The 20,861-nt window shown below is 68.4% G+C and carries 19 protein-coding genes; 13 read left to right on the top strand and 6 right to left on the bottom strand.

What is annotated here, in order from left to right; genetic code table 11:
- Positions 1 to 100 precede the first annotated feature (100 nt).
- The 6 genes from ACUDP5_RS02325 to ACUDP5_RS02300 all read left to right on the top strand — a co-directional run bounded on the left by ACUDP5_RS02325 (position 101) and on the right by ACUDP5_RS02300 (position 7,261).
- Positions 101 to 2,152, top strand: a complete 2,052-nt coding sequence (locus ACUDP5_RS02325) for a TonB-dependent receptor (RefSeq protein ID WP_445658071.1) — start codon at positions 101 to 103, stop codon at positions 2,150 to 2,152.
- A gap of 10 nt (positions 2,153 to 2,162) precedes the next feature.
- A complete protein-coding gene (locus ACUDP5_RS02320) occupies positions 2,163 to 3,065 on the top strand; it encodes a cobalamin-binding protein (protein ID WP_445658070.1) in 903 nt (300 codons plus the stop codon).
- A gap of 226 nt (positions 3,066 to 3,291) precedes the next feature.
- On the top strand, positions 3,292 to 4,101 hold the full coding sequence (locus ACUDP5_RS02315; protein ID WP_263915214.1) for a thiazole synthase: 810 nt from the start codon (positions 3,292 to 3,294) through the stop codon (positions 4,099 to 4,101).
- Positions 4,098 to 4,940: a bifunctional hydroxymethylpyrimidine kinase/phosphomethylpyrimidine kinase gene (gene thiD, locus ACUDP5_RS02310; protein ID WP_263915215.1), complete on the top strand. Its 843-nt coding sequence runs from the start codon at positions 4,098 to 4,100 to the stop codon at positions 4,938 to 4,940. The genes ACUDP5_RS02315 and thiD overlap by 4 nt, the downstream gene beginning before the upstream one ends.
- 205 nt (positions 4,941 to 5,145) lie before the next feature.
- A complete protein-coding gene (locus ACUDP5_RS02305; protein WP_006386870.1) occupies positions 5,146 to 5,826 on the top strand; it encodes a protein-L-isoaspartate O-methyltransferase family protein in 681 nt (226 codons plus the stop codon).
- A 106-nt stretch (positions 5,827 to 5,932) separates the two neighbouring features.
- Positions 5,933 to 7,261, top strand: coding sequence for a TolC family outer membrane protein (locus tag ACUDP5_RS02300; protein WP_445658069.1), 1,329 nt, complete (start codon positions 5,933 to 5,935; stop codon positions 7,259 to 7,261).
- 81 nt (positions 7,262 to 7,342) lie between these two features.
- Here ACUDP5_RS02300 and rfaE2 read toward each other — a convergent pair whose 3' ends face one another.
- From rfaE2 to ubiE, 6 genes are all read right to left on the bottom strand, one after another.
- A complete protein-coding gene (gene rfaE2 / locus ACUDP5_RS02295) occupies positions 7,343 to 7,831 on the bottom strand; it encodes a D-glycero-beta-D-manno-heptose 1-phosphate adenylyltransferase (RefSeq protein WP_025135571.1) in 489 nt (162 codons plus the stop codon).
- Between the two features lie 13 nt (positions 7,832 to 7,844).
- On the bottom strand, positions 7,845 to 8,723 hold the full coding sequence (locus ACUDP5_RS02290; protein WP_263915217.1) for a ferritin-like domain-containing protein: 879 nt from the start codon (positions 8,721 to 8,723) through the stop codon (positions 7,845 to 7,847).
- A gap of 180 nt (positions 8,724 to 8,903) precedes the next feature.
- Positions 8,904 to 10,457 carry a ubiquinone biosynthesis regulatory protein kinase UbiB gene (ubiB, locus tag ACUDP5_RS02285; RefSeq protein WP_263915218.1) on the bottom strand — a complete coding sequence of 518 codons (1,554 nt, stop codon included), beginning with the start codon at positions 10,455 to 10,457 and terminating at the stop codon, positions 8,904 to 8,906.
- A 3-nt stretch (positions 10,458 to 10,460) separates the two neighbouring features.
- Positions 10,461 to 11,099 carry a ubiquinone biosynthesis accessory factor UbiJ gene (locus tag ACUDP5_RS02280; RefSeq protein WP_263915219.1) on the bottom strand — a complete coding sequence of 213 codons (639 nt, stop codon included), beginning with the start codon at positions 11,097 to 11,099 and terminating at the stop codon, positions 10,461 to 10,463.
- Positions 11,100 to 11,315: 216 nt separating this feature from the next.
- Complete coding sequence (locus ACUDP5_RS02275) at positions 11,316 to 12,314, bottom strand: Tim44 domain-containing protein (RefSeq protein ID WP_445658068.1); 999 nt, start codon at positions 12,312 to 12,314, stop codon at positions 11,316 to 11,318.
- 180 nt (positions 12,315 to 12,494) lie between these two features.
- The gene (ubiE, locus tag ACUDP5_RS02270) at positions 12,495 to 13,271 is read right to left on the bottom strand and encodes a bifunctional demethylmenaquinone methyltransferase/2-methoxy-6-polyprenyl-1,4-benzoquinol methylase UbiE (RefSeq protein WP_263915221.1); all 777 of its coding nucleotides are present in this window, start codon (positions 13,269 to 13,271) and stop codon (positions 12,495 to 12,497) included.
- A 161-nt stretch (positions 13,272 to 13,432) separates the two neighbouring features.
- Between ubiE and phoB the strand changes: the two genes are divergently transcribed.
- The 7 genes from phoB to ACUDP5_RS02235 all read left to right on the top strand — a co-directional run bounded on the left by phoB (position 13,433) and on the right by ACUDP5_RS02235 (position 20,848).
- On the top strand, positions 13,433 to 14,131 hold the full coding sequence (phoB, locus tag ACUDP5_RS02265; protein ID WP_006386862.1) for a phosphate regulon transcriptional regulator PhoB: 699 nt from the start codon (positions 13,433 to 13,435) through the stop codon (positions 14,129 to 14,131).
- Between the two features lie 12 nt (positions 14,132 to 14,143).
- Entirely contained in the window at positions 14,144 to 15,451 is a 1,308-nt protein-coding gene (gene phoR / locus ACUDP5_RS02260; RefSeq protein WP_263915222.1) for a phosphate regulon sensor histidine kinase PhoR, read from the top strand.
- Between the two features lie 57 nt (positions 15,452 to 15,508).
- Positions 15,509 to 16,195 carry a heavy metal response regulator transcription factor gene (locus tag ACUDP5_RS02255; RefSeq protein ID WP_263915223.1) on the top strand — a complete coding sequence of 229 codons (687 nt, stop codon included), beginning with the start codon at positions 15,509 to 15,511 and terminating at the stop codon, positions 16,193 to 16,195.
- Positions 16,192 to 17,586: a heavy metal sensor histidine kinase gene (locus ACUDP5_RS02250; protein ID WP_445658067.1), complete on the top strand. Its 1,395-nt coding sequence runs from the start codon at positions 16,192 to 16,194 to the stop codon at positions 17,584 to 17,586. Before ACUDP5_RS02255 ends, ACUDP5_RS02250 begins: the two co-directional genes overlap by 4 nt.
- A gap of 73 nt (positions 17,587 to 17,659) precedes the next feature.
- Positions 17,660 to 18,154: a cupredoxin domain-containing protein gene (locus ACUDP5_RS02245; RefSeq protein WP_445658066.1), complete on the top strand. Its 495-nt coding sequence runs from the start codon at positions 17,660 to 17,662 to the stop codon at positions 18,152 to 18,154.
- A gap of 18 nt (positions 18,155 to 18,172) precedes the next feature.
- Positions 18,173 to 19,954 (top strand): copper resistance system multicopper oxidase, encoded by a 1,782-nt coding sequence (locus ACUDP5_RS02240; protein WP_445658065.1) that lies wholly within the window; start codon positions 18,173 to 18,175, stop codon positions 19,952 to 19,954.
- Positions 19,955 to 19,972: 18 nt separating this feature from the next.
- The gene (locus ACUDP5_RS02235) at positions 19,973 to 20,848 is read left to right on the top strand and encodes a copper resistance protein B (RefSeq protein WP_445658064.1); all 876 of its coding nucleotides are present in this window, start codon (positions 19,973 to 19,975) and stop codon (positions 20,846 to 20,848) included.
- Positions 20,849 to 20,861 lie beyond the last annotated feature (13 nt).

Genomic DNA, 20,861 nt, shown 5'->3' with positions numbered 1-20,861 from the left:
GATGTCCGCCCCGGCGCCCGTTGCCGGGCCGCTGCCGGCATGGACAGCCTCCCCATCGTGATTGACCTGCGGGGTCGCGGGTCGCATCGAGGTTATGTAGATGAAATCCCGCTCCATCCGGCGCTACGCCGGTGCCCTGCTCTGTTCCGCTCCCGCCCTGTCGGCAGCCCAGCAAGCCTCTGCCCCCGCCTCCCCCGCCGAACTCGACGCCATCACCGTCACCGCCCAGCGCGTGCCGACCGACGGCCGCACGCTGCCGGTGTCCATCTCGGTCATCACGGCCGAGGACATCGCCGCCAGCAGCGCGCGCACCATGCAGGACCTGCTGTCGACCCAGGCCGGCATCCACCTGATCAACACCAGCAGCGCCAGCGACAACGCCATCGTCGACCTGCGCGGCTTCGGCATCACCGGCGCCAGCAACACGCTGATCATGATCGACGGCGTCAAGCAGAACACCAACGACCTGTCGGCCCCCAGCCTGGGCGTGGTGCCGCTGGACCAGGTCGAGCGCGTGGAAATCGTGCGTGGCAGCGGTTCGGTGCAATACGGCGGCGGCACGACCGGCGGCGTGATCAACATCATCACCCGCAAGGACTTCTCGAAGGAACCGGTGACCGCCCGCGCCACCGCCACCTTCGGCAGCTACGGCCTGCGCCAGTACGACGCCGCCGTGGCCATGAACAACCAGAAGGTCGGCGTGGACGCCTACCTGCAGTCGCTGCGCAGCGACGGCTATCGCGACCACAGCGGCGAAACCCGCGACGGCGGCGGCGGTGGCATCACGTTCCGCCACGACAACGGCTCGATCCGCCTGTACGGCAACACCACCACGCAGAAGCTGGACCTGCCGGGCCCGCGCCTGATCAACCCGACCACGGGTGAAAACCAGTTCGAGAGCGACCCGCGCGGTTCCAAGAACAAGGTCGATTACGTCAAGACGACCACCAACACCTTCGGCCTGCAGGTCGAGCAGCAGATCGGCGTGGGCACCCTGTACGCCGACGCCTCGACCCGCGAGAAGAAGCTGAACGGCCTGTCGTACGACGGTTTCGGCGACACGCTGCGCGACCAGAAGCTGCAGGAAAACCTGGCCAGCCTGCGCTACCGCCTGCCGATCAACGGCGGCCACAGCCTGGTGTTCGGCGCCGATGCGCAGGAAGCCAAGACCACCGCCGACCAGAACGCCTACTACGACTTCGAACCGTCCAAGTGGCAGTCGCGCCAGCACCAGTACGGCCTGTTCGCCGAAGGCCAGATCCGCGCCACCGACAGCACCTACGTCACCATGGGCGTGCGCCGCCAGTACGCGTCGGACAAACTGGAAGTGATTTCCGGCTCGGGCGAGGAATCGGACAAGGGCCGTCACCTGACCGCCTGGCAACTGGGCGTGCGCCAGGACCTGGCCGCCGGCTTCGGCCTGTACGGCAAGGTCGGCCGCAGCTTCCGCCTGCCCAACGCCGACGAAGCGCTGTCGGTGCAGTCGCCGCTGGCCCCGCAGACGTCCACCGACAAGGAACTGGGCGTGACCTGGGCCTCGGACAAGAGCAGCGCCCGCCTGTCGTGGTTCCGCTATGACCTGACCAACGAAATCCAGTACAACCCGCTGGCCGACGGCATGTGGGGCCCGGGCACCGGCGCCAACACCAATCTGGACCCGACCCGCCGCCAAGGCGTCGAGCTGGAAGGCCACCACGCCCTGACCAGCAGCATCACGCTGGACGCCAACGTGACCTGGATGCAAGCGCAATTCCGTTCGGGCACCTACGCCGGCGTGGACCTGTCGGGCAAGACCGTGCCGCTGGCGCCCAAGTGGCTGGCCAACGCCGGCGTGACCTGGCGCCCCACCGACGCCTTCCTGTGGAACGTGTCGGCGCAATACGTGGGCAAGTCGCGCATGGACAACGACCAGGCCAACCAGTTCGAGACGGAACTGGACGCCTACGTGCTCTTCAATACCAAGGTGGCCTACAAGTTCACCCGCAACATCGAAGGCGCGCTGGGCGTGAACAACCTGCTGGACCGCAAGTACGCCACCTACGGCATCCGCGGCGGCAACGCGTCGTTCGAAATGCTGGGCCCGGTTGCCAACTACAACCTGTACCCCGCGCCTGGCCGCAACTTCTACGCCTCGCTGACGGTGCGCTACTGAGCTGCCGGGCATGAAGCTCCCGCGCGCGCTTGCCCTTGCCCTCCTGGGGCCGTTACTGGCCTTCAGGCCGGCTGCGGGCAGCGCCGCGGATCCCCCCGCGATCCACGCGCAGGACGACCGCGGCCGCAGCATCGACCTGGCCGCCCCGGCCCGCCGCGCCATCACCCTGGCGCCGCATGCCACCGAGCTGGTCTACGCCGCGGGCGCCGGCCCTTACCTGATTGCCACCATCCGCGGCAGCGACTATCCGCCCGCCGCCCGCCAATTGCCCGTCATCGGCGACGGCACCCAGCCCGACCCCGAACGCGTGGCGTCCGTGCGGCCCGACCTGGTGATCGCCTGGCAGCCGTCGGCCGCCGCCCCGCTGGTGCCCGTCATGGACAAGCTGGGCGTGCCGGTCTATTACAGCGATCCGCAGACGCTGGCCGCCATCCCCGACGCCATCGAACGCTTCGGCGTCCTGTTCGGCACCGAAGCCACCGCCGGTCCGGCCGCCCGGGCCCTGCGCGACCGGCTCGACGCCCTGGCCGCGCGCTATGCGTCCCGCCCCCCCGTGCGCGTGTTCGTGCAGGCCGGGCTGGACCCGATCTACACCCTGAACCACGCCAGCATCGTCAGCGACGCCCTGCGCCTGTGCGGCGGCGTCAATGTGTTCGCCCAGGCGCCCGTGGTGGCGCCGCAGGTAGGCCTGGAAAACGTGCTGGCCGCGCGCCCCGACGCCGTGCTGGCCGGCGTGTCCACGCCCGCCGACACCGCCCGCAACCTGGCCGCCTGGCGCGCCATGGGGCTGCCCGCCGCGCAGGCCGGCCACGTCTACGGCATCGACGCCGACGCGCTCTACCGCCCGGGCCCGCGCCTGGTCGATGCGGCCGAGCAGTTGTGCGCCGACCTGGAGCGGGTGCGCACGCCATAGGCAGGGCATCCTGCCCGCCAGGGCCGGCGCGATTTCAGCCAGCCGCCGGCAACCGTCCGCCTTGCAAGCCATGCAGGAAGCGCGGTTTCTGGAACGGCGCCCGCCCCCGGTGCTTTATGATTCGCGTAACCGTGATCAACCCGCCGTGATCGACCCGTTGATCCGCCTGATCATCAGCCAGCCCCCGCGGGTCCCGCAGCGCGCGCCCGCTCTTTGAAACACCGCCATGACCACTCAAGACACTCTCAGCATCGCCGGCCGCGCCTACTCGTCGCGCCTGCTCGTCGGCACCGGCAAGTACAAGGACTTCGAACAGACCCGCGCGGCGCTGGACGCCAGCGGCACCGAAATCGTCACGGTCGCCATCCGCCGCACCAACATCGGCCAGAATGCCGGCGAGCCCAATCTGCTCGACTACGTGCCGCCGTCCAAATTCACGCTGCTGCCCAACACCGCCGGCTGCTACACGGCCGACGACGCCGTGCGCACGCTGCGCCTGGCGCGCGAGCTGCTCGACGGCCATGACCTGGTCAAGCTGGAAGTGCTGGGCGACTCGCACACCCTGTTCCCGAACATGCCCGAAACGCTCAAGGCCACCAAGACCCTGGTCGACGAAGGCTTCAAGGTCATGGTCTATTGCACCGACGATCCCATCCAGTGCCGCATGCTGGAAGACCTGGGCGCCGTGGCCGTCATGCCGCTGGCCTCGCTGATCGGCTCGGGCATGGGCATCCTGAACCCCTGGAACCTGCGCCTGATCATCGACCAGGCCCGTGTGCCGGTGGTGGTGGATGCCGGCGTGGGCACCGCGTCCGACGCCGCCATCGCCATGGAACTGGGCTGCGACGCCGTGCTGATGAACACCGCCATCGCCGCCGCGCGCGACCCGGTGCTGATGGCCAGCGCCATGAAAAAGGGCGTGGAGTCCGGCCGCGAGGCCTTCCTGGCCGGCCGCATGCCCAAAAAGCTGTACAGCGGCGCGCCCAGCTCGCCCACCGAAGGCCTGATCACCGCCGCCCCCGGCGCCGCCAAATGAGCAGCCGCCAATCGGCCGCCGGCGAGCGCCGCATTCCCAACGCGCTGACCATCGCCGGCGTCGACCCCTCGGGTGGCGCCGGCGTCCTGGCCGACGTCAAGGCCATGAGCGCCCTGGGCGCCTATGGCTGCGCCATCATTGCCGCCCTGACCGCCCAGAACACCCAGGGCGTCACCGGCATTTCGCCCGTGCCGCCCGACTTCGTCGGCCTGCAGATCGACACCCTGTTCGCCGACGTGCGCATCGACGCGGTCAAGATCGGCATGCTGGGCCAGAAACCGGTGATCCAGGTGGTGGCCGAAAAGCTGGCCAAATGGGCACCCGTCCATGTGGTGCTGGACCCGGTCATGGTCGCCAAGAGCGGCGACCTGCTGCTCGAACGCGAGGCCGTCGGCGCCATGCGCGAAGCCATGCTGCCCCAGACCACCCTGCTCACGCCCAACCTGCCCGAAGCCGGCGTGCTGCTCGAAGAGCGGCCCGTCGAAACGGTCAAGGAAATGCGCCGCGTGGCCGAGCGCCTGCGCAACAAGCTGGCCCATTCCGGCCAGCGCTGGGTGCTGGTCAAGGGCGGCCACCTGCCCGGCAGCGAAACCATCGACCTGCTGCACGACGGCGACCGCATGATCGAGCTGCCCGGCCACCGCATCGACACCGCCAATACCCACGGCACCGGCTGCACCCTGTCGGCCGCCCTGGCCGCCCTGCTGCCCCAGGTCGAAGACGTGCCCGAAGCCGCCCGCCGCGCCAAGGCCTACCTGACCGAAGCCATCCGCCACGCCGAGCGCCTGTCGGTCGGCTCGGGCCACGGCCCCGTGCACCACTTCCACGGCTGGTGGTGATTCCCGGGCGCCGGGTGCGGCCAATGGCCACATCCGCCCGAGGGCGGTTACATCCGGCAGGCCCCGTGCGGGCCTGGCCGGTGGGCCGACCGGCAAGCCTGAACGGTCGGCCTGGCCTGTAACGTCTCCGTCGCGCCCCGTCGCGTCACAGGACGCTACGAATCGGTACAATGGTCAGTTGATTCCTCTGTTTTTTCTGACCGTCATGAACGCTTCGACCCTGCCCGACGTAGAACAAGCCCGCTTCAACATGGTGGAACAGCAGATCCGCCCGTGGGACGTCCTGGACGCCAACGTGCTGCAAGCGCTGTTTGACGTGCGCCGCGAACAATTCGTGCCGCCCGCCCTGCGCGCCCTGGCGTTTTCCGACCTGGAACTGCCGCTGGAAATCAATGCGGTCAACACCCGCCAGACCATGCTCGCCCCCAAGGTCGAAGCCCGCCTGGCGCAGGAACTGCAACTGAGCAAGTCCGACTGCGTGCTGGAAATCGGCACGGGCTCGGGCTACCAGGCCGCCCTCCTGGGCTACCTGGCCCAACAGGTCACCTCGGTCGAGATCGACAGCCGCCTGGTCACGTTCGCGCAGCAGAACCTGCAGATGAACAACGTCACCAACGTCAAGGTCGAAACCGGCGACGGCCGCAACGGCTGGGGCTCCACCGAATACGACGCCATCCTGGTCACCGGCTCGGTGCCGGTCGTACCCGACGCGCTGAAGTACCAGCTGCGCGTGGGCGGCCGCCTGGTCGTCGTCGTGGGCCAGGCCCCCGTCATGACCGCCTGTCGCATCACCCGCACCACCGCCGCCAGCTTTGAAACCGTGAATCTGTTCGAAACGGTCATCAAGCCCCTGCGCGGCGCCACGGTATCGCAGTTCAAGTTCTGAGTCCCCCCGGGGTGGGGCCCTGCCGGCCCCGCCCTTCCGACCCGCGTGCGCCGGCCGGCAAACGGGCCCCGGGTCACCTGGAGCACCCCCCTCCTCCTGACAGATCATGCGCGTCCGACTGCTTACGGCTTTACTGGTTTTTACCTCCGCCGCAAGCGTCGGTCCGTCGCCCGCGTCTGCACAGAACCTGATGCAGGTATGGCAGGCCGCGCTCGGCAACGACCCCATCTATGCTGCGGCGCGCGCCAACTACCGTGCCGGCCTGGAAAAAGAACCCCAGGCGCGAGCCCTGCTGCTGCCCGAAGTCTCGGCCGGCGCCGGCGGCGCCTACCAGCAGACCCGCAGCACCCGCGGCGGTGTCGCCTATAGCGGCGGCCGCGGTGTCTGGGATCTGGCCCTCACCCAGCCCCTGTTCGACTGGGGCCGTTGGCAGAATTTCGAGCAGTCCAGGCTGATCGTCGCCGACGTCGAAGTGCAGTTGCAGCAGGCCTATCAAGACCTGCTGCTGCGCGTGGCCGACGCTTATTTCAACGTGCTGTACGCGCAGGACACCCTGACCGCCACCGAGGCCGAAAAGGCCGCCGTGGCCGGCCAGCTGGAATCGGCCAAGCGCAACTTCGAGCTGGGCAACGCCACCATCACCGACACCTACGAAGCGCAGGCGCGCTACGACCTGGTGGTGGCCCAGGAACTGCGGCTGCAGAACGACCTGGACGTGCGCCGCGACGAACTCGCCAAGATCATCGGCACCCCGCCCGGCGCCCTGGCCGAACTGCCGCAAGGTGTGCAATTGCCCGCCCCGCAGCCCGCCCGCGTGGCCGACTGGAGCACCCAGGCCGAGGCATCCAGCCTGGACGTGCTGCGCGCCCAGCTGCTGACCCGCATCGCCGGGCGCGAAATCCAGATCGCCAAGAGCGGCCACTACCCCACCCTGAATCTGCGCGCCACCAGCGGCAGCGCCAGCGACGCCGTGATGCGCAACGGCGCGCCGGGCAAGCCCATCGACAGCAGCATCGGCGTGGTGCTGTCGATTCCGCTGTATTCAGGCGGCGGCGTATCGTCGCAGGTCACCGAAAAGGTGCAGCTCGAACAAAAGGCCCGCTATGACTTCGAGGCCGCGCGCCGCCAGGCCGTGCAAGCCGCTCGCCAGTACTACACCGGCGTGACCAGCGGCCTCGCCCGCATCCAGGCCCTGGAAGCCGGCGAAAAATCCAGCCGCGCCGCCGTCGAGGCCAACCGTACCGGCTACGAGGTGGGCGTGCGCATCAACCTGGACGTGCTCAACGCCCAGCAGCAGCTCTACGCCACCCAGCGCGACCTGGCGCTGGCCCGCTACAGCACCGTGCTGTCGGGGCTGCGCCTGAAGGCCACCAGCGGCATCCTGGCCGAAACGGATCTGGACGCGATCAACCGGCTGCTGCGCGAACCGCGCTGAATCGCCCCCCCGAATTTGCTCCCCGAATGCAACAAGGCGGCCCGCAGGCCGCCTTGTCCATGGGCGCAGTCCGGCTTGCGGCTACGCGCCCTGGATCTTCTTGACCAGCGCCGTGGTGGACCGTTCGAACTCGAACGGAATGGCCACCGCCCGGCCGCCCCAGGATTTCACCAGGGCGGTTTCGGGCAGTTTTTCCATGTCGTAGTCGCCCCCCTTGACGATCAGGTCGGGCTTGAGCTGCCCGATCAGGGCTTCGGGGGTGTCTTCGTGAAACGAGGTGACCACCGTGACGAATCCCAGCGCCGCCAGCAGCGCGGCGCGGTCTTCCATGCGGTTGAGCGGGCGTTCTTCGCCCTTGCCCAGGCGGCGCACCGATTCGTCGGTGTTGACCGCCACGACCAGCGTGGCGCCCAGTTGGGCGGCCTGGTCGAGATAGGTGGCGTGGCCCCGGTGCAGGATGTCGAAGACACCATTGGTGAACACCAGCGGCCGCGGCAGGCGGCCGGCAGCGACCGCGGCGACGCAGTCGTCACGGGACAGGACTTTGGATTCGAAACGGGCGGCAGGCATGGCGCGATTGTACTCAGGCGCCGGCCAGGATGATTTCCTTGTCCTTGGGCATCACCAGCGCGGTCATTTCCTTGCGGTAGCGGTTCAGGTCCTTGACGGACTCGAAGCTGCGATCCATGAGCTTGGACAGGATGTGCAGGATGCGCGTGGCGACTTTCTGTTCCCAGACGCCGTCAAAACGGATCTGCGTGTCCAGCCAGTGTTCCAGCCAGCCCGGCTCGGGCAGGCGCGACTGCACCGTGTCATTGGGGAACAGGTCTTTGTTGACGTGCAGGTTGGTCGGGTGCAGCGCCTGCTGCGTGCGGCCGGCCGAGGCCATCAGCACGCCGATCTTGGAGAACGCCAGGCGGGCCTGGACGCTGGTGTCCTGGCCGCGGTCGTGCAGCGCACGGCGCATGTATTGCAGGTACGCGCCGGCATGGCGGGCTTCGTCCTGGGCCACGGTCTTGTAGATGGCCTTGATGACCGGTTCGGTGTGCCATTCGGCGGCGCGGCGGTACCAGTGGTTCAGGCGCACTTCGCCGCAGAAGTGAAGCATCAGCGTTTCAAGTTCGGGGGCCACGTCGAATTCGAAGCGCACGTTGTGCAGCTCTTCTTCGGTGGGCACCAGGTCAGGGCAGAAACGGCGCAGGTATTCGATCAGCACCAGGGAATGCTTTTGCTCTTCGAAGAACCACACCGACATGAACGCGCAGAAATCGCTGTCGCCGCGATTGTCGCGCAGGAACATTTCGGTGGCCGGCAGCGCCGCCCACTCGGTGATGGCGTTCATCTTGATCGTCTGGGCCTGCTCGTCAGAGAGCTTGCTGCGATCAAAATCGCCCCAGGGAATATCGTGCGCCATGTTCCAGCGCACCGCTTCCATGGTCTTGAAGAGTTCAGGATAAAGCATGTTCTGCCCTTGTTTTCGTCCCGCTAGTGGGGCTATAGAAATTAATGAATGGCGCACGCGCTTGCTGGCGTGACGCTGCATTGGCCGCCGCAGCGCTATTTTTCGCCGTCTCCCGCGAAGCTATGATGACTGTTTCATGAATGAAACATGACAGGGGATCGCACTACACCATCGCGCCGCCTATCGCGTCAATGCCCATAAGGCGACCCCGATCGCCAAGGCAAGCACCCCAACCAGCGCCGCGACGAGCCGGTTGCTCTGCTCCTGGGCCCGCCGCAACTGCACCATTTCGGCCAGCAAGGCCGGCGACAGATTCGGGCGGTTCAGGTGGTCATGCACCAGCCTGGGCAGGGCCGGCAGCATCTGCGACCACTGCGCGGCTTCTTTTTCCAGGCTTTGCCGCAGGCCCTTGATGCCGACGCGCTGGCGCATCCAGCGTTCGAGATAGGGCTTGGCGGTCTTCCAGAGGTCCAGGTTGGGGTCCAGCTGGCGGCCCAGGCCTTCGACGTTCAGCAGCGTCTTCTGCAGCAGCACCAATTGGGGCTGGATCTCGACGTTGAAGCGGCGCGAGGTCTGGAACAGGCGCAGCAGCACCTGGCCCAGCGAAATCTCGGACAAAGGCCGATCGAAATACGGTTCGCAGACGGCGCGCACGGCGCCTTCCAGTTCTTCTTCGCGCGTGTCCGGCGGCACCCAGCCCGACTCGATGTGCAGTTGTGCCACGCGGCGGTAGTCGCGGTGGAAGAAGGCCAGGAAATTCTGGGCCAGGTAGTTCTTGTCGAATTCGGAGAGCGAACCGACGATGCCGAAGTCCAGCGCGATGTAGCTGCCCAGCGTTTCGGGGCGGTCGGACACGTAGATGTTGCCCGGGTGCATGTCGGCATGGAAGAAGCCGTCGGTGAACACCTGGGTGAAGAAGATCTCGACGCCGGTGCGGGCCAGCGTGGGAATGTCGATGCCCAGCTCGCGCATGCGTTCGACCTGGCCTACCGGCACGCCGTACATGCGCTGCATGGTGAACACGGTGGACGCGGTGTATTCCCAGATGACCTCGGGCACCATCAGCATGTCGCCACGGCCCGATTCGGGGCCGAAATTGCGACGCAGCTGGCTGCAATTGGAGGCCTCGCGCACCAGGTCGAGCTCGTCGTGCAGGTACTTGTCGAACTCGGCCACGACCTCGCGCGGCTTGAGCCGGCGGCCATCGGCGCCCAGGCGCTCGATGATGCGCGCCACGATCTTGAGCAGCGACAGGTCTTTCTCGATGATGTTGAGCATGCCCGGGCGCAGCACCTTGACCGCGACTTCGCGGCCGTCGTGCAGCACCGCGAAGTGCACCTGCGCGATCGAGGCCGACGCCACCGGGTCGACCTGGAACTGCGCGAACAGCTTTTCGGGCGGCGCGCCCAGCGCGGCCTCGATGCAGGCCGCGGCCTGCGCCGACGGGAAAGGCGGCACGCGGTCTTGCAGCAGCGCCAGCTCGTTGGCGATGTCGGCGGGAATCAGGTCGCGGCGGGTGGACAGCACCTGGCCGAACTTGACGAAGATCGGGCCCAGCGATTCCAGCGCCATGCGCAGGCGCTGGCCGCGCGGCTGGCGCGGACGGGTGCCCAGGCGGATGACGCGCAACAGGCAGGTGGCCAGCGGATGGTTCAGGCTGGACAGCACCAGTTCGTCCAGGCCATAGCGCAGCGAAACCAGGATGATGCGTAAGAGGCGCAGCAACGGGAACATGGCTCAGGCGCCCCGCTTCGCGCCGGCCGTGGCCAGGCGGGTTTGCAGGGCGGCGGCCGAACGGGCCACCGCGTCGGCGCGGGCATTCAGCTCGGCCAGGTCCAGGCGCCATTGCTCCAGCGCCGGGCGGCCCAGCAGCATGCCGCTTTCTTCGGCCAGGTATTCGGACACATTCTCGGCCAGGCGCTGGCTGGCCTTGCGGGCGCCGCCAGCGGCAGCACGCAGCCCGCCGGCGATGCGCAGCGCCGGGATGTCGCCCACCACGCGGGCCAGGCTGTCTTCGGGGTCCCAGCGCAGTTGCTTGGACAGGTCCGCCACCACCTGGGCCAGCGCGGCGTCGCCGGAGATATGCGTGGCCTCGGCGAAATCAGGGGTTTCACCGCCCGCGCCCAGGCGCGGCAGCGGCAGCTTCTCGGGCGCGACGGTCAGCGTCACGTCGGGCACCACGGCCGGGTCGGCCTGGGCGGCCAGGCCTTCGCTATCGAGGGTCAGGCCCAGCGTGAATCCGCCCAGTGCGAAGCGCACGGTCTTGCCGGCATGGCGAGCCAGGCGTTCGCGCGCCCAGTCTTCGCGCTTCAACAGGGCGTTGAGCGCGTTCACAGCCAGCCGCGAGGGAGTGGGCAGAAACGAGAAAGGCAACATGACGGTCCGCAGCCCCGCAGGCGGGGTGACGAAGTTGATGGGTAAATCGGGAGTGTAACGGGTTAGATGGGGGTTGTTCCGGGGAGACAAGGCGCCGCTTGCGCGAACGCATGGGGGACGTGCACGACGCAGATGGAAAAACCGGCCCTGGCGGGCCGGTTGTGACAGGCGCGCCCAAGGGACGCCCGCGATGTCTGGCGAATGCCGCCGGCCTGCTTAGCTGGCGAATTCCACCGGAATCTGCTGGATGCCGGCCAACAGCCAGCCGCCGTTGGCGGGCTTGAACAGATTCCAGACTTCTTCGAAGCGGAAGGCCTCGGCGCCGGGCGCCTCGCGCAGCATGCCCGAGAAGCGGACGCTGGCCAGGTGGCCGTCGGACACCGTTTCAATGCCCAGCAGCTCGGCATTGAGCAGCACGACTTCGGTCTTGTTCGGCGCCGCGCCGCGCTCGGCCAGTTGCGGCTTGAGCTCGGTGATCAGGTCGTCGGTCAGGTAGTCGCGCAGGCGGTCGGTGCTGCCGCTGTCCCAGACGGCCTGGATGCGCACGAACTGTTCCTTGGCTTGCTTCAGGAAAGCAGGCGTATCGAAGTCGCCAGGGACGAACCAGTTGCCGTCTTCGCCCGGCTTGGGCAGATCGGCCACCGGGGCCGCCACGGCGGCGGCGACGGGCGCTGCGGCCGGCGCGGCCGGCTTGAGCATTTCGCGCCACGCAGGCTGTTGCGGTTGACCCGGGGCGTTGTTGGCACCGCCGAAGGCACTTTGGGTTGCCGGACGCGGGGCCGCGCCACGCAGGCGGCGGATGATGAACATGATGGCGAACACGGCCACGGCAATCAGGAGCGCCGACGACAGGAATTCGGCGAAGGCGCCGGACAGGCCCATGTGCGACAGCAGGGCCGCGATGCCCAGGCCGGCGGCGATGCCGGCGATGGGGCCGAGCCAACGCGACGCGCCGCTCTTGGCGGCAGCGCCCGCGGCGCCGGCCGTGGCCGCACCGGCGGCAGCCGGGGCGGCGGTGGCGCCGGCCGTGTTGCTGGCCGCCGACGGCGGCGTGGTGGCCTGGCGCTGCTGGGTCACGTTGGAGGATTGGCGGCCGACGCTGCTGCCGCCGCCCGCACGGCGGGCTTCGGCGTCAAACGACGCCGTCACCAGCGCCGCGCCGGAGATGGCGATGAGCGCCGCGGCGACAAACCGCGAGAAACAGAATTTGGTCATGGATTTTTGCTCCCTCGTACTCGCGCCCCTGCTGCCCCGAGCAACAGGAAGCTGCACGGATATCGTGCAGCCCTCAGCGCGACTTTCTTACAGTAATCTGAATGACGTAAGAATAACGGACAAGACGTCGCCCCACAAGTTCCCCGTGGGGCAAAGAAATGCCGTCGGAACCCGGGGCGCTCAGCCCAGCCGCACACCCTCGTGCAGGGCCGCGATGCCGGCCGTCAGGTTGAAGTACTGCACCCGCTCGAGACCGGCGGAGCGCAGCATGTCCGCCAGGGTGTCCTGGTCGGGGTGCATGCGGATGGATTCGGCCAGGTAACGATAGCTGGCCTCGTCCTTGGCGACCTTCTTGCCCAGCCAGGGCAGCACATTGAAGGAATACCAGTCGTAGGCGGGCGCCAGGGGCTTGGCCACCCGCGAGAATTCCAGCACCAGCAGCTTGCCGCCCGGCTTGAGCACCCGGGTCATTTCGGCCAGGGCGCGGTCTTTGTGGGTCATGTTGCGCAGGCCGAAGGCCACGCTGACGCGGTCGAAGTAGCCCGACGGGAACGGCAGGCGCTCGGCGTCGCAGACGGCCGTGGGCACCAGCAGGCCGGCGTCGGCCAGGCGGTCGCGGCCCACGCGCAGCATGGAATCGTTGATGTCGGTCAGCCAGACCTCGCCGGTGGGGCCGGCGCGCTTGGCGAAAGCCTTTGCCAGGTCGCCCGTGCCGCCGGCGATGTCCAGGACCTTCATGCCGGGGCGCACGGCGGCGCGGCCGATGGTGAAGGCCTTCCAGACGCGGTGCAGGCCGGCCGACATGAAATCGTTCATGATGTCGTAGCGCTGGGCCACGGAATGGAAGACTTCGGCGACCTTGCGGGCTTTTTCGGCTTCCGGCACCGATTGGAAGCCGAAATGAGTCGATTGCGAGGCGGAATCCGCGGAATGTTGCGATTCGGAGGGGTTTTGCATGGTGAATTCCCGATATATCGTCCAATGGTAGCCTATCGGGGCCTGCCCAAGGCCGCCCGCCGGCCCCCTGGCGCAACCCGCGGTCACATACCTGAAATATTGCGGCCATACTATCGCAATGTTCGCGCCGCGCCGGCGCTCAGAAGCGTACCCAATTCGCCATGTCCAGCACTATCCTCGTCGTCGAAGACGAACCCGCAATCCAGGAACTGATCGCCGTCAACCTGTCCTTCGCGGGGCACAAGGTGCTGCGCGCCTTCGACGCCGACCAGGCCCAGACCCTCATCCGCGCCGAACTGCCCGACCTGATCCTGCTGGACTGGATGCTGCCCGGCACGTCCGGCCTGGCCATGGCGCGCAAGCTGCGCAACGATGAACGCACCCGCGCCGTCCCCGTCATCATGCTGACCGCCAAGGGGTCCGAGCAGGACAAGGTGGATGGCCTGGAAGCCGGCGCCGATGACTACATCACCAAGCCTTTCTCGCCCAAAGAGCTGATGGCCCGCATCAAGGCCGTGCTGCGCCGCCGCGCGCCGCAGCTGACCGACGACGTGATCGACGTCGGCGGCCTCAAGCTCGACCCGGTGACGCACCGCCTGTCGGGCAACAGCCAGTCCCTGCAGATCGGCCCCACCGAATTCCGCCTGCTGCACTTCTTCATGACCCACCCGGAACGCGTGTTCTCGCGCTCTCAGCTGCTGGACCAGGTCTGGGGCGACCACGTCTTCGTCGAAGAGCGCACGGTGGACGTGCACATCCGCCGCCTGCGCAAGGCGCTGGAACCCAGCGGTCACGACGCCCATGTGGAAACGGTGCGCGGCAGCGGCTACCGGTTTACGGCACAGGTCCCGGCGCGGTAAAACTTCCGCACGATGATCTGGCTGCGTACCCTCTTCCTGGTCGCCCTGTGGGCGGCGTTGGCACTATTGGCGCAATGGCTCATTGGAGACCCGGCGGGCTGGATCGTGTTTTCCGCCGCGCTGGCCGCCATGCTGCTCTGGCGCAGCTGGCGCCTGCACCTGGTTTCCCATTGGGCCAATCACCCGGACACCTCTCCCCCCGCCTCGGTGGGCCCCTGGGACGACATCCTCGCCCCGCTCTACCGCTACACCCGGGCCCGCGCCCGCGAGCTGACCGAAACCCGCGACACCATGCAAGGCATGCTAGCGGCCGCCCAGGCCCTGCCGGATGGCGCGGTGACACTGAATGAAGACTTCCAGATCGACTGGTGCAACCGCATGGCGCGCCAGCACCTGGGGCTGCGCCTGCCGGCCGATCGCGGCCACAACCTGCTGAACCTGCTGCGCGCGCCGGAATTCGTCGAATACGCGCACCGCGCATCCTGGCCGGATCCGATTTTGGTACGCCTGGGCCAGAACGGCCAGGAACGGCTGATGATGATGCAGCTGACCGCCTACGCCAGCAACCAGCGCCTGTTGATTACGCGCGACGTCACCCAGATCGAGCGCCTGGAAACCACGCGCCGCGACTTCGTGGCCAACGTCTCGCACGAGCTGCGCACGCCGCTGACGGTGCTGGCCGGCTTTCTGGAAACGCTGCGCGACATGCCGGCCGATGCCCTGCCGCCCGAACAACGCGCGCAGTACATCGACATGATGCACGAGCAGGCCCAGCGCATGCAGGCCATCGTCGAAGACCTGCTGACGCTGTCGACCCTGGAATCGTCGCCGGGCAGCGATCCGCGCGCGGTCAACATGGGCGCGCTGCTGCAAAAGGCGCGCCAGCAGATCGAGGCCCTGTCCGGCGGGCGCCACGTGCTGCAATGGCACATCGACGACACGCTGGACGTGCTGGGCGCCGAAACCGAGCTGACCTCGGCCCTGTCGAATCTGCTGACCAACGCCGTGCGCTACACGCCCGACGGCGGCACCATCACCGTGCGCTGGGAACGCGACGCCGATGGCGGCGGCCGCTACAGCGTGCAGGACACCGGCATCGGCATTCCCGCCCGCCACATTCCGCGCCTGACCGAACGCTTCTACCGGGTCGACCGCGGCCGCTCGCGCGCCGTCGGCGGCACCGGCCTGGGGCTGGCCATCACCAAGCACATCGCCATGCGCCATGACGCCGAGCTGCTCATCAGCAGCGAGCCGGGCAAGGGCAGCCTGTTCACGCTGCGCTTTCCGCCCGACCGCATCGCCGTCGCGCTGCCGGCCTGAACGCCGCCCGCCCATCCTCCGCGCCGCACCGGCGGCGCGGGTGGTAAATTTCCGGCCATGCGCATCCTGGTCATCGAAGACGAACCCAAACTCGCCGACTACCTGAAAAAGGGCCTGTCGGAGCAAAGTCACGTGGTCGACCTGGCGCGCGACGGCGTCAACGGCCTGCACCTGGCGCTGGAAGGCAACCACGACCTGATCGTGCTGGACGTGATGCTGCCGGGCGTGGACGGCTTCGGCATCCTGGCATCGGTGCGGGCCCGCAAGGACACCCCCATCCTGATGCTGACGGCGCGCGATGCCATCGAAGACCGCGTGCGCGGGCTGGAAGGCGGCGCCGACGACTACCTGGTCAAGCCCTTCGCCTTTTCCGAGCTGCTGGCGCGCGTGCAGGCGCTGCTGCGCCGCGGCCGCTCGCAGGAACCCACCGTGTTCCGCCTGGCCGACCTGGAACTGGACCTGGCGCGCCGCAAGGCCGCGCGCGGCGGCCAGCGGCTGGACCTGACCGCCAAGGAATTCAACCTGCTGGCCCTGCTGCTGCGCCGCCAGGGCCAGGTGCTGTCGCGCACCACCCTGGCCGAACAGGTGTGGGACATGAACTTCGACAGCGACACCAACGTCATCGACGTGGCCGTGCGGCGCCTGCGCAGCAAGCTGGATGACCCCTTCGAGACCAAGCTGCTGCACACGGTGCGCGGCATGGGTTACGTGCTCGAATCGCGCCCGGCGACCGCGCGCCCATGAAACCGCCGCGCATGCGCTCGATGCAGGCGCGCCTGACCCTGCTGCTGGGCGCCATCGCCCTGCTGGTATCCAGCCTGGCGGGCGCCACGCTGTTCTGGGCGCTCAAGCGCGAGGTCGAACGCCAGGAGATCACCGAGGTCAGCGGCAAGCTGGAGTTGATCAATCACCTGATCGACATGCAGAACAGCGCGCGCGGCCTGCATGACCTGGCCGCCACCTTCGATGACATGCGCACCGGCCAGAGCCAGCTGGGCATCTGGATCGTCGATGCCCAGGGTCGCCCCGTCTATGGCGGCGACGCCCCCGAAACGCTGGACACGCTGCCCGGCCGGCAGGTGCTGCTGCAACAGGCCGACGGCAGCCGCATGCGCGGCCTGCGCGTGGCCGTCGACGACCGCATCCTGCCCGGGGCGCACCTGACGGTGGCGGTCAGCACCCGCACCAGCTCGCAGTTCCTGTACGCCTACGGCACCGCCCTGGCGCTGATCTGCGCGCTGTGGGTGGGCGCCACGGTGGTGCTGGCGGCCTGGGCCGTGCGCCGCAGCATGGCGCCCACGCGCCGGCTGTCGGAACAGGCCGCCCGCATCCAGCCCGACAACCTGGCCCTGCGCCTGCCGCTGCGCGACACCGACCGTGAACTGCATGAACTGGTGCTGTCGTTCAACCGCACGCTGGAACGGCTGCAGGCCGCCTACCAGCAGATGGAAGGTTTCAACGCCGACGTCGCCCACGAGCTGCGCACGCCGCTGGCCACGCTGATCAATGGCACCCAGGTGACGCTGTCCAGCGGCCGCGACGCCGACGAACTGCGCGAGGCCCTGGAATCCAACCTGGAAACGCTGGAAGACCTGAAGACGCTGGTCAACGACATGCTGTTCCTGGCCCGCGCCGACCGCGGCGAACAGGCGGCCGACCCGGTGCCGGTATCGCTGGCCGCCGAAGCGCGGCGGGTGGCCGACTACTACGAGGCCGCGCTGGAAGAGCGCGGCGTGGCCCTGCGCTGCGAGGGCGACGCCATCGTCGCCGCCAACGCCGGGCTGGTGCGCCGCGCGCTGGCCAACCTGATCTCGAACGCCATCAAGGCCACGCCCCGGGGCGGTGAAATCGTGCTGGCCTGCCAGCCGCAGCCGCAAGGCGCCCGGGTCGAAGTCCGCAACCCCGGCGACCCCATCCCCGCCGCCGACCTGCCCCGCATCTTCGACCGCTTCTTCCGCTCGGGCCAGGCCCGCGCGCCGCGCAGCGAGGGCCACGGGCTGGGGCTGGCCATCGTGCGCGCCATCGCCCGCATGCATGGCGGCGAGGTCGATGCGGCCTCCGGCCCCGGCGGCACGGTGGTCGGCATCACCCTGCGCGGGCCGGCCCCTGGCGGACCCAACATTACAAAGAAGTAATCTGCGCGACAGAACCGGGTCACCCCGGTTTTCCTAAAGTGCCTGCATGGTCAACCCCTTTGAAGGGAACAGCATGAAAGGCACTTTGCACCGCATCACCCTGGCCGCGGCCCTGGCCGCCCTGTTCGGCGCCGGTTCGGCATTCGCGGCGGGCGCCCACGGCGAACACGCCGGCCACGCCATGCCGATGGCATCCGCGCCCATCGGCGTGCCCGGCGACGCCGCCCGCGTCACGCGCACCATCGACATCGACATGACCGACGCCATGCGCTTCACGCCTGCCCAGGTGCAGGTGAAGGCTGGCGAGACCGTACGCTTCAATGTGCGCAACTCGGGCAAGATCCGCCACGAAATGGTGCTGGGCAGCGATGCCGACCTGCAGGCGCACTACGCCATGATGATGCAGGACCCCGGCATGCGCCACGAAGAGGCCAACGCTGTGTCGCTGGATGCAGGCAAGAGCGGCCAGATCGTCTGGAAGTTCGACCGCGCCGGCAGCGTGTCCTTCGGCTGCCTGGAACCCGGCCACTACGCCGCCGGCATGAAGGGCGCGGTGTCGGTGCAGTAGCGCCCACCCGGATCCGCCATGAGTTCCCGCCCCCTTTCCCGCCGCCGCTTCGTGCAGGGCCTGGCCGCCGGCGGCGCGCTGGCCGCGCTGGGCGGCTGGCGCGCGGCCCAGGCCGCCACGCCGGCCGGCCCCACCGAGCTGCGCGGCACCGAATTCCACCTGGAAATCGGCGAAACCCCGGTCAACTACACCGGCGCCGCCCGCATCGCCACCACCGTCAACGGCCAGGTGCCCGCGCCGCTGCTGCGCTGGCGCGAAGGCGACACGGTCACGCTGCACGTCACCAACCGCCTGCGCGAACAAACGTCGATCCACTGGCACGGCATCCTGTTGCCCACCGACATGGACGGCGTGCCGGGCCTGAGCTTTGCCGGCATCGATCCGGGCCAGACGTTCACCTACCGCTTCGACGTGCGCCAGAGCGGCACTTACTGGTATCACAGCCATTCGGGCTTCCAGGAGCAGACCGGCCTGTACGGCGCCATCGTCATCGACCCCAGGCGGCGCGACCCGATCGCCTCGGACCGTGACTACACCGTGCTGCTGTCCGACTGGACCGACGAAGATCCCATGCGCGTCTTCGACAAGCTGCGCGCCATGCCCGACTACTACAACCGCAACCAGCCCAGCGTCGAAAGCCTGGCTCGCGAGGCGCAGGACAAGGGCTGGCGCGCCGCGCTGTCCGAGCGCTTGATGTGGGAACAGATGCGCATGAACCCGTCGGACCTGGCCGACGTGTCGGGCGCCACCTACACCTACCTGACCAACGGCGCCACGCCGGCCGGCAACTGGACGGGGCTGTTCACGCCCGGCGAGCGGGTACGGCTGCGCCTGATCAACGGTTCGGCCATGACCTATTTCGACGTCCGCATTCCCGGACTGAAGATGACGGTGGTGGCCGCCGACGGCCAGGACGTGCGGCCGGTGGAGGTCGAGGAACTGCGCATTGCGGTGGCCGAGACCTACGACGTGATCGTCGAGCCCGTCGACGATCGCGCGTACACGATCTTCTCGCAAGCCATGGACCGGTCCGGCTATGCCCGCGCCACACTCGCGCCGCGCCCCGGCATGCAGGCCGCCGTGCCGCAAGTGGACCGGGTGCAGTTGCTGGGCATGATGGACATGGGCATGAAGCACGACATGTCGCCCGGGCAGGACATGGCGGGCATGGATCACGCCGCGATGGGTCATGGCGCCACGCCCGCGGACAGCGGCGCCATGGCCGGCATGGCGCACGGCAGCAGCCACGGGGCCGGCGCCGATCAGGGCGGCATGGTCGAGGTCAAGCACCCCTACCCCGCCGAACGCGGCCCCGGCAATTCCATGCTGCCCGACGTGGTGTCCACCCGGCTGGACGACCCCGGCATCGGCCTGCGCGACAACGGCCGCCGCGTGCTGACCTACGCCGACCTGCGCTCGGTGCGCGAACCCGCCGACAACCGTCCGCCCACCCGCGAGATCGAGCTGCACCTGACCGGCAACATGGAACGCTACATGTGGTCGTTCAACGGCGTGAAGTTCTCGGACGCCAAGCCCATCCTGCTGCGCTACGGCGAGCGCGTGCGCTTCGTGCTGGTCAACGACACCATGATGACCCACCCCATCCACCTGCACGGCCTGTGGAGCGACCTGGAATCGCCCGACGGCGCCTTCCAGGTGCGCAAGCACACCCTGTCGCTCAACCCCGCGCAGCGCCTGTCCTACCGCGTCAGTGCCGACGCCCGCGGCCATTGGGCCTACCACTGCCACCTGCTTTACCACATGGAAGCCGGCATGTTCAGGGCCGTGGTGGTGGAGTAAGCGATGAGACATCCGACCATGCCCGACCGCCTTCCCTTCATCCGCCGTGCCGCGTTCGCCGCTATCCTGCTCGCCGGCCTGGCGGCCCACCCGACGCGCGCCCAATCCATGCCGGATCATGCCGGCATGGACCATGCATCGATGCCCGGCATGAACCTCGCCGCCCCCGACGACTCGCCGCCCATCGGCAGCCTGCCGTCCAGCGACGGCGCGGCGCCACGCGGCTACGACAGCTACGGCATCCATCCGCACATGATGGACAACGCAGCCACCTGGCACCTGCTGTTCGACAAGTTCGGCGGGTCGCGCAATCGCGACGGCCAGGATGCGCTGGAATGGGATGGCCGCTTCTGGTTCGGCACCGCCACCAACCGCCTGGTGATCAAGAGCGAAGGCGAGCGCGAACGCGGCGGCGGCTCGGACGCCAAGGTCGAAGCTTTCTGGAGCCACGCCATCTCGCCCTTCTGGGACCTTCAGCTGGGCGCCCGGCGCGACGTCGGCACCGGCCCCAAGCGCAACTGGGCCGCCGTCGGCATCGAAGGCGTGCTGCCCTACAACATCGAGCTGGAAACCACTGCCTACGCCGGCCCGTCCGGTCGCACCGCGCTGGCCATGAAGGCCGAATACGACCTGCTGCTGACCCAGCGCCTGATCTTCACGCCCGAACTCGAAGCCAGCGCCTACGGCCGCAACGATCCCGAACGCGGCATCGGCTCGGGCCTGTCCAAGGGCTCGCTGTCACTGCGCCTGCGCTACGAGGTCACGCGGGAATTCGCCCCCTACGTTGGCGTATCCTTTGAACGCAAATTCGGCCGCACCGCGGACTACGCGTCCGACGCCGGCCAAAGCCGCTCGCAGGCCGCCGTGCTGGCCGGCGTGCGCTTCTGGTTCTGACCCCTTGCCCGTC

Source organism: Achromobacter sp. NCFB-sbj8-Ac1-l, assembly GCF_052695805.1.
Note: the sequence above shows the minus strand (reverse complement) of the source record. Positions and strands in the feature narration are given on the sequence as shown.

Coding starts and splice junctions, on each gene's coding strand:
- ACUDP5_RS02235 (WP_445658064.1), top strand. CDS start 19,973: ATGCCCGACCGCCTTCCCTTCATCCGCCGTGCCGCGTTCGCCGCTATC.
- thiD (WP_263915215.1), top strand. CDS start 4,098: ATGAGCAGCCGCCAATCGGCCGCCGGCGAGCGCCGCATTCCCAACGCG.
- ACUDP5_RS02280 (WP_263915219.1), bottom strand. CDS start 11,099: ATGTTGCCTTTCTCGTTTCTGCCCACTCCCTCGCGGCTGGCTGTGAAC.
- ubiB (WP_263915218.1), bottom strand. CDS start 10,457: ATGTTCCCGTTGCTGCGCCTCTTACGCATCATCCTGGTTTCGCTGCGC.
- ACUDP5_RS02275 (WP_445658068.1), bottom strand. CDS start 12,314: ATGACCAAATTCTGTTTCTCGCGGTTTGTCGCCGCGGCGCTCATCGCC.
- rfaE2 (WP_025135571.1), bottom strand. CDS start 7,831: ATGCCTGCCGCCCGTTTCGAATCCAAAGTCCTGTCCCGTGACGACTGC.
- ubiE (WP_263915221.1), bottom strand. CDS start 13,271: ATGCAAAACCCCTCCGAATCGCAACATTCCGCGGATTCCGCCTCGCAA.
- ACUDP5_RS02325 (WP_445658071.1), top strand. CDS start 101: ATGAAATCCCGCTCCATCCGGCGCTACGCCGGTGCCCTGCTCTGTTCC.
- ACUDP5_RS02320 (WP_445658070.1), top strand. CDS start 2,163: ATGAAGCTCCCGCGCGCGCTTGCCCTTGCCCTCCTGGGGCCGTTACTG.
- ACUDP5_RS02300 (WP_445658069.1), top strand. CDS start 5,933: ATGCGCGTCCGACTGCTTACGGCTTTACTGGTTTTTACCTCCGCCGCA.
- ACUDP5_RS02255 (WP_263915223.1), top strand. CDS start 15,509: ATGCGCATCCTGGTCATCGAAGACGAACCCAAACTCGCCGACTACCTG.
- ACUDP5_RS02315 (WP_263915214.1), top strand. CDS start 3,292: ATGACCACTCAAGACACTCTCAGCATCGCCGGCCGCGCCTACTCGTCG.
- ACUDP5_RS02245 (WP_445658066.1), top strand. CDS start 17,660: ATGAAAGGCACTTTGCACCGCATCACCCTGGCCGCGGCCCTGGCCGCC.
- phoB (WP_006386862.1), top strand. CDS start 13,433: ATGTCCAGCACTATCCTCGTCGTCGAAGACGAACCCGCAATCCAGGAA.
- phoR (WP_263915222.1), top strand. CDS start 14,144: ATGATCTGGCTGCGTACCCTCTTCCTGGTCGCCCTGTGGGCGGCGTTG.
- ACUDP5_RS02290 (WP_263915217.1), bottom strand. CDS start 8,723: ATGCTTTATCCTGAACTCTTCAAGACCATGGAAGCGGTGCGCTGGAAC.
- ACUDP5_RS02240 (WP_445658065.1), top strand. CDS start 18,173: ATGAGTTCCCGCCCCCTTTCCCGCCGCCGCTTCGTGCAGGGCCTGGCC.
- ACUDP5_RS02305 (WP_006386870.1), top strand. CDS start 5,146: ATGAACGCTTCGACCCTGCCCGACGTAGAACAAGCCCGCTTCAACATG.
- ACUDP5_RS02250 (WP_445658067.1), top strand. CDS start 16,192: ATGAAACCGCCGCGCATGCGCTCGATGCAGGCGCGCCTGACCCTGCTG.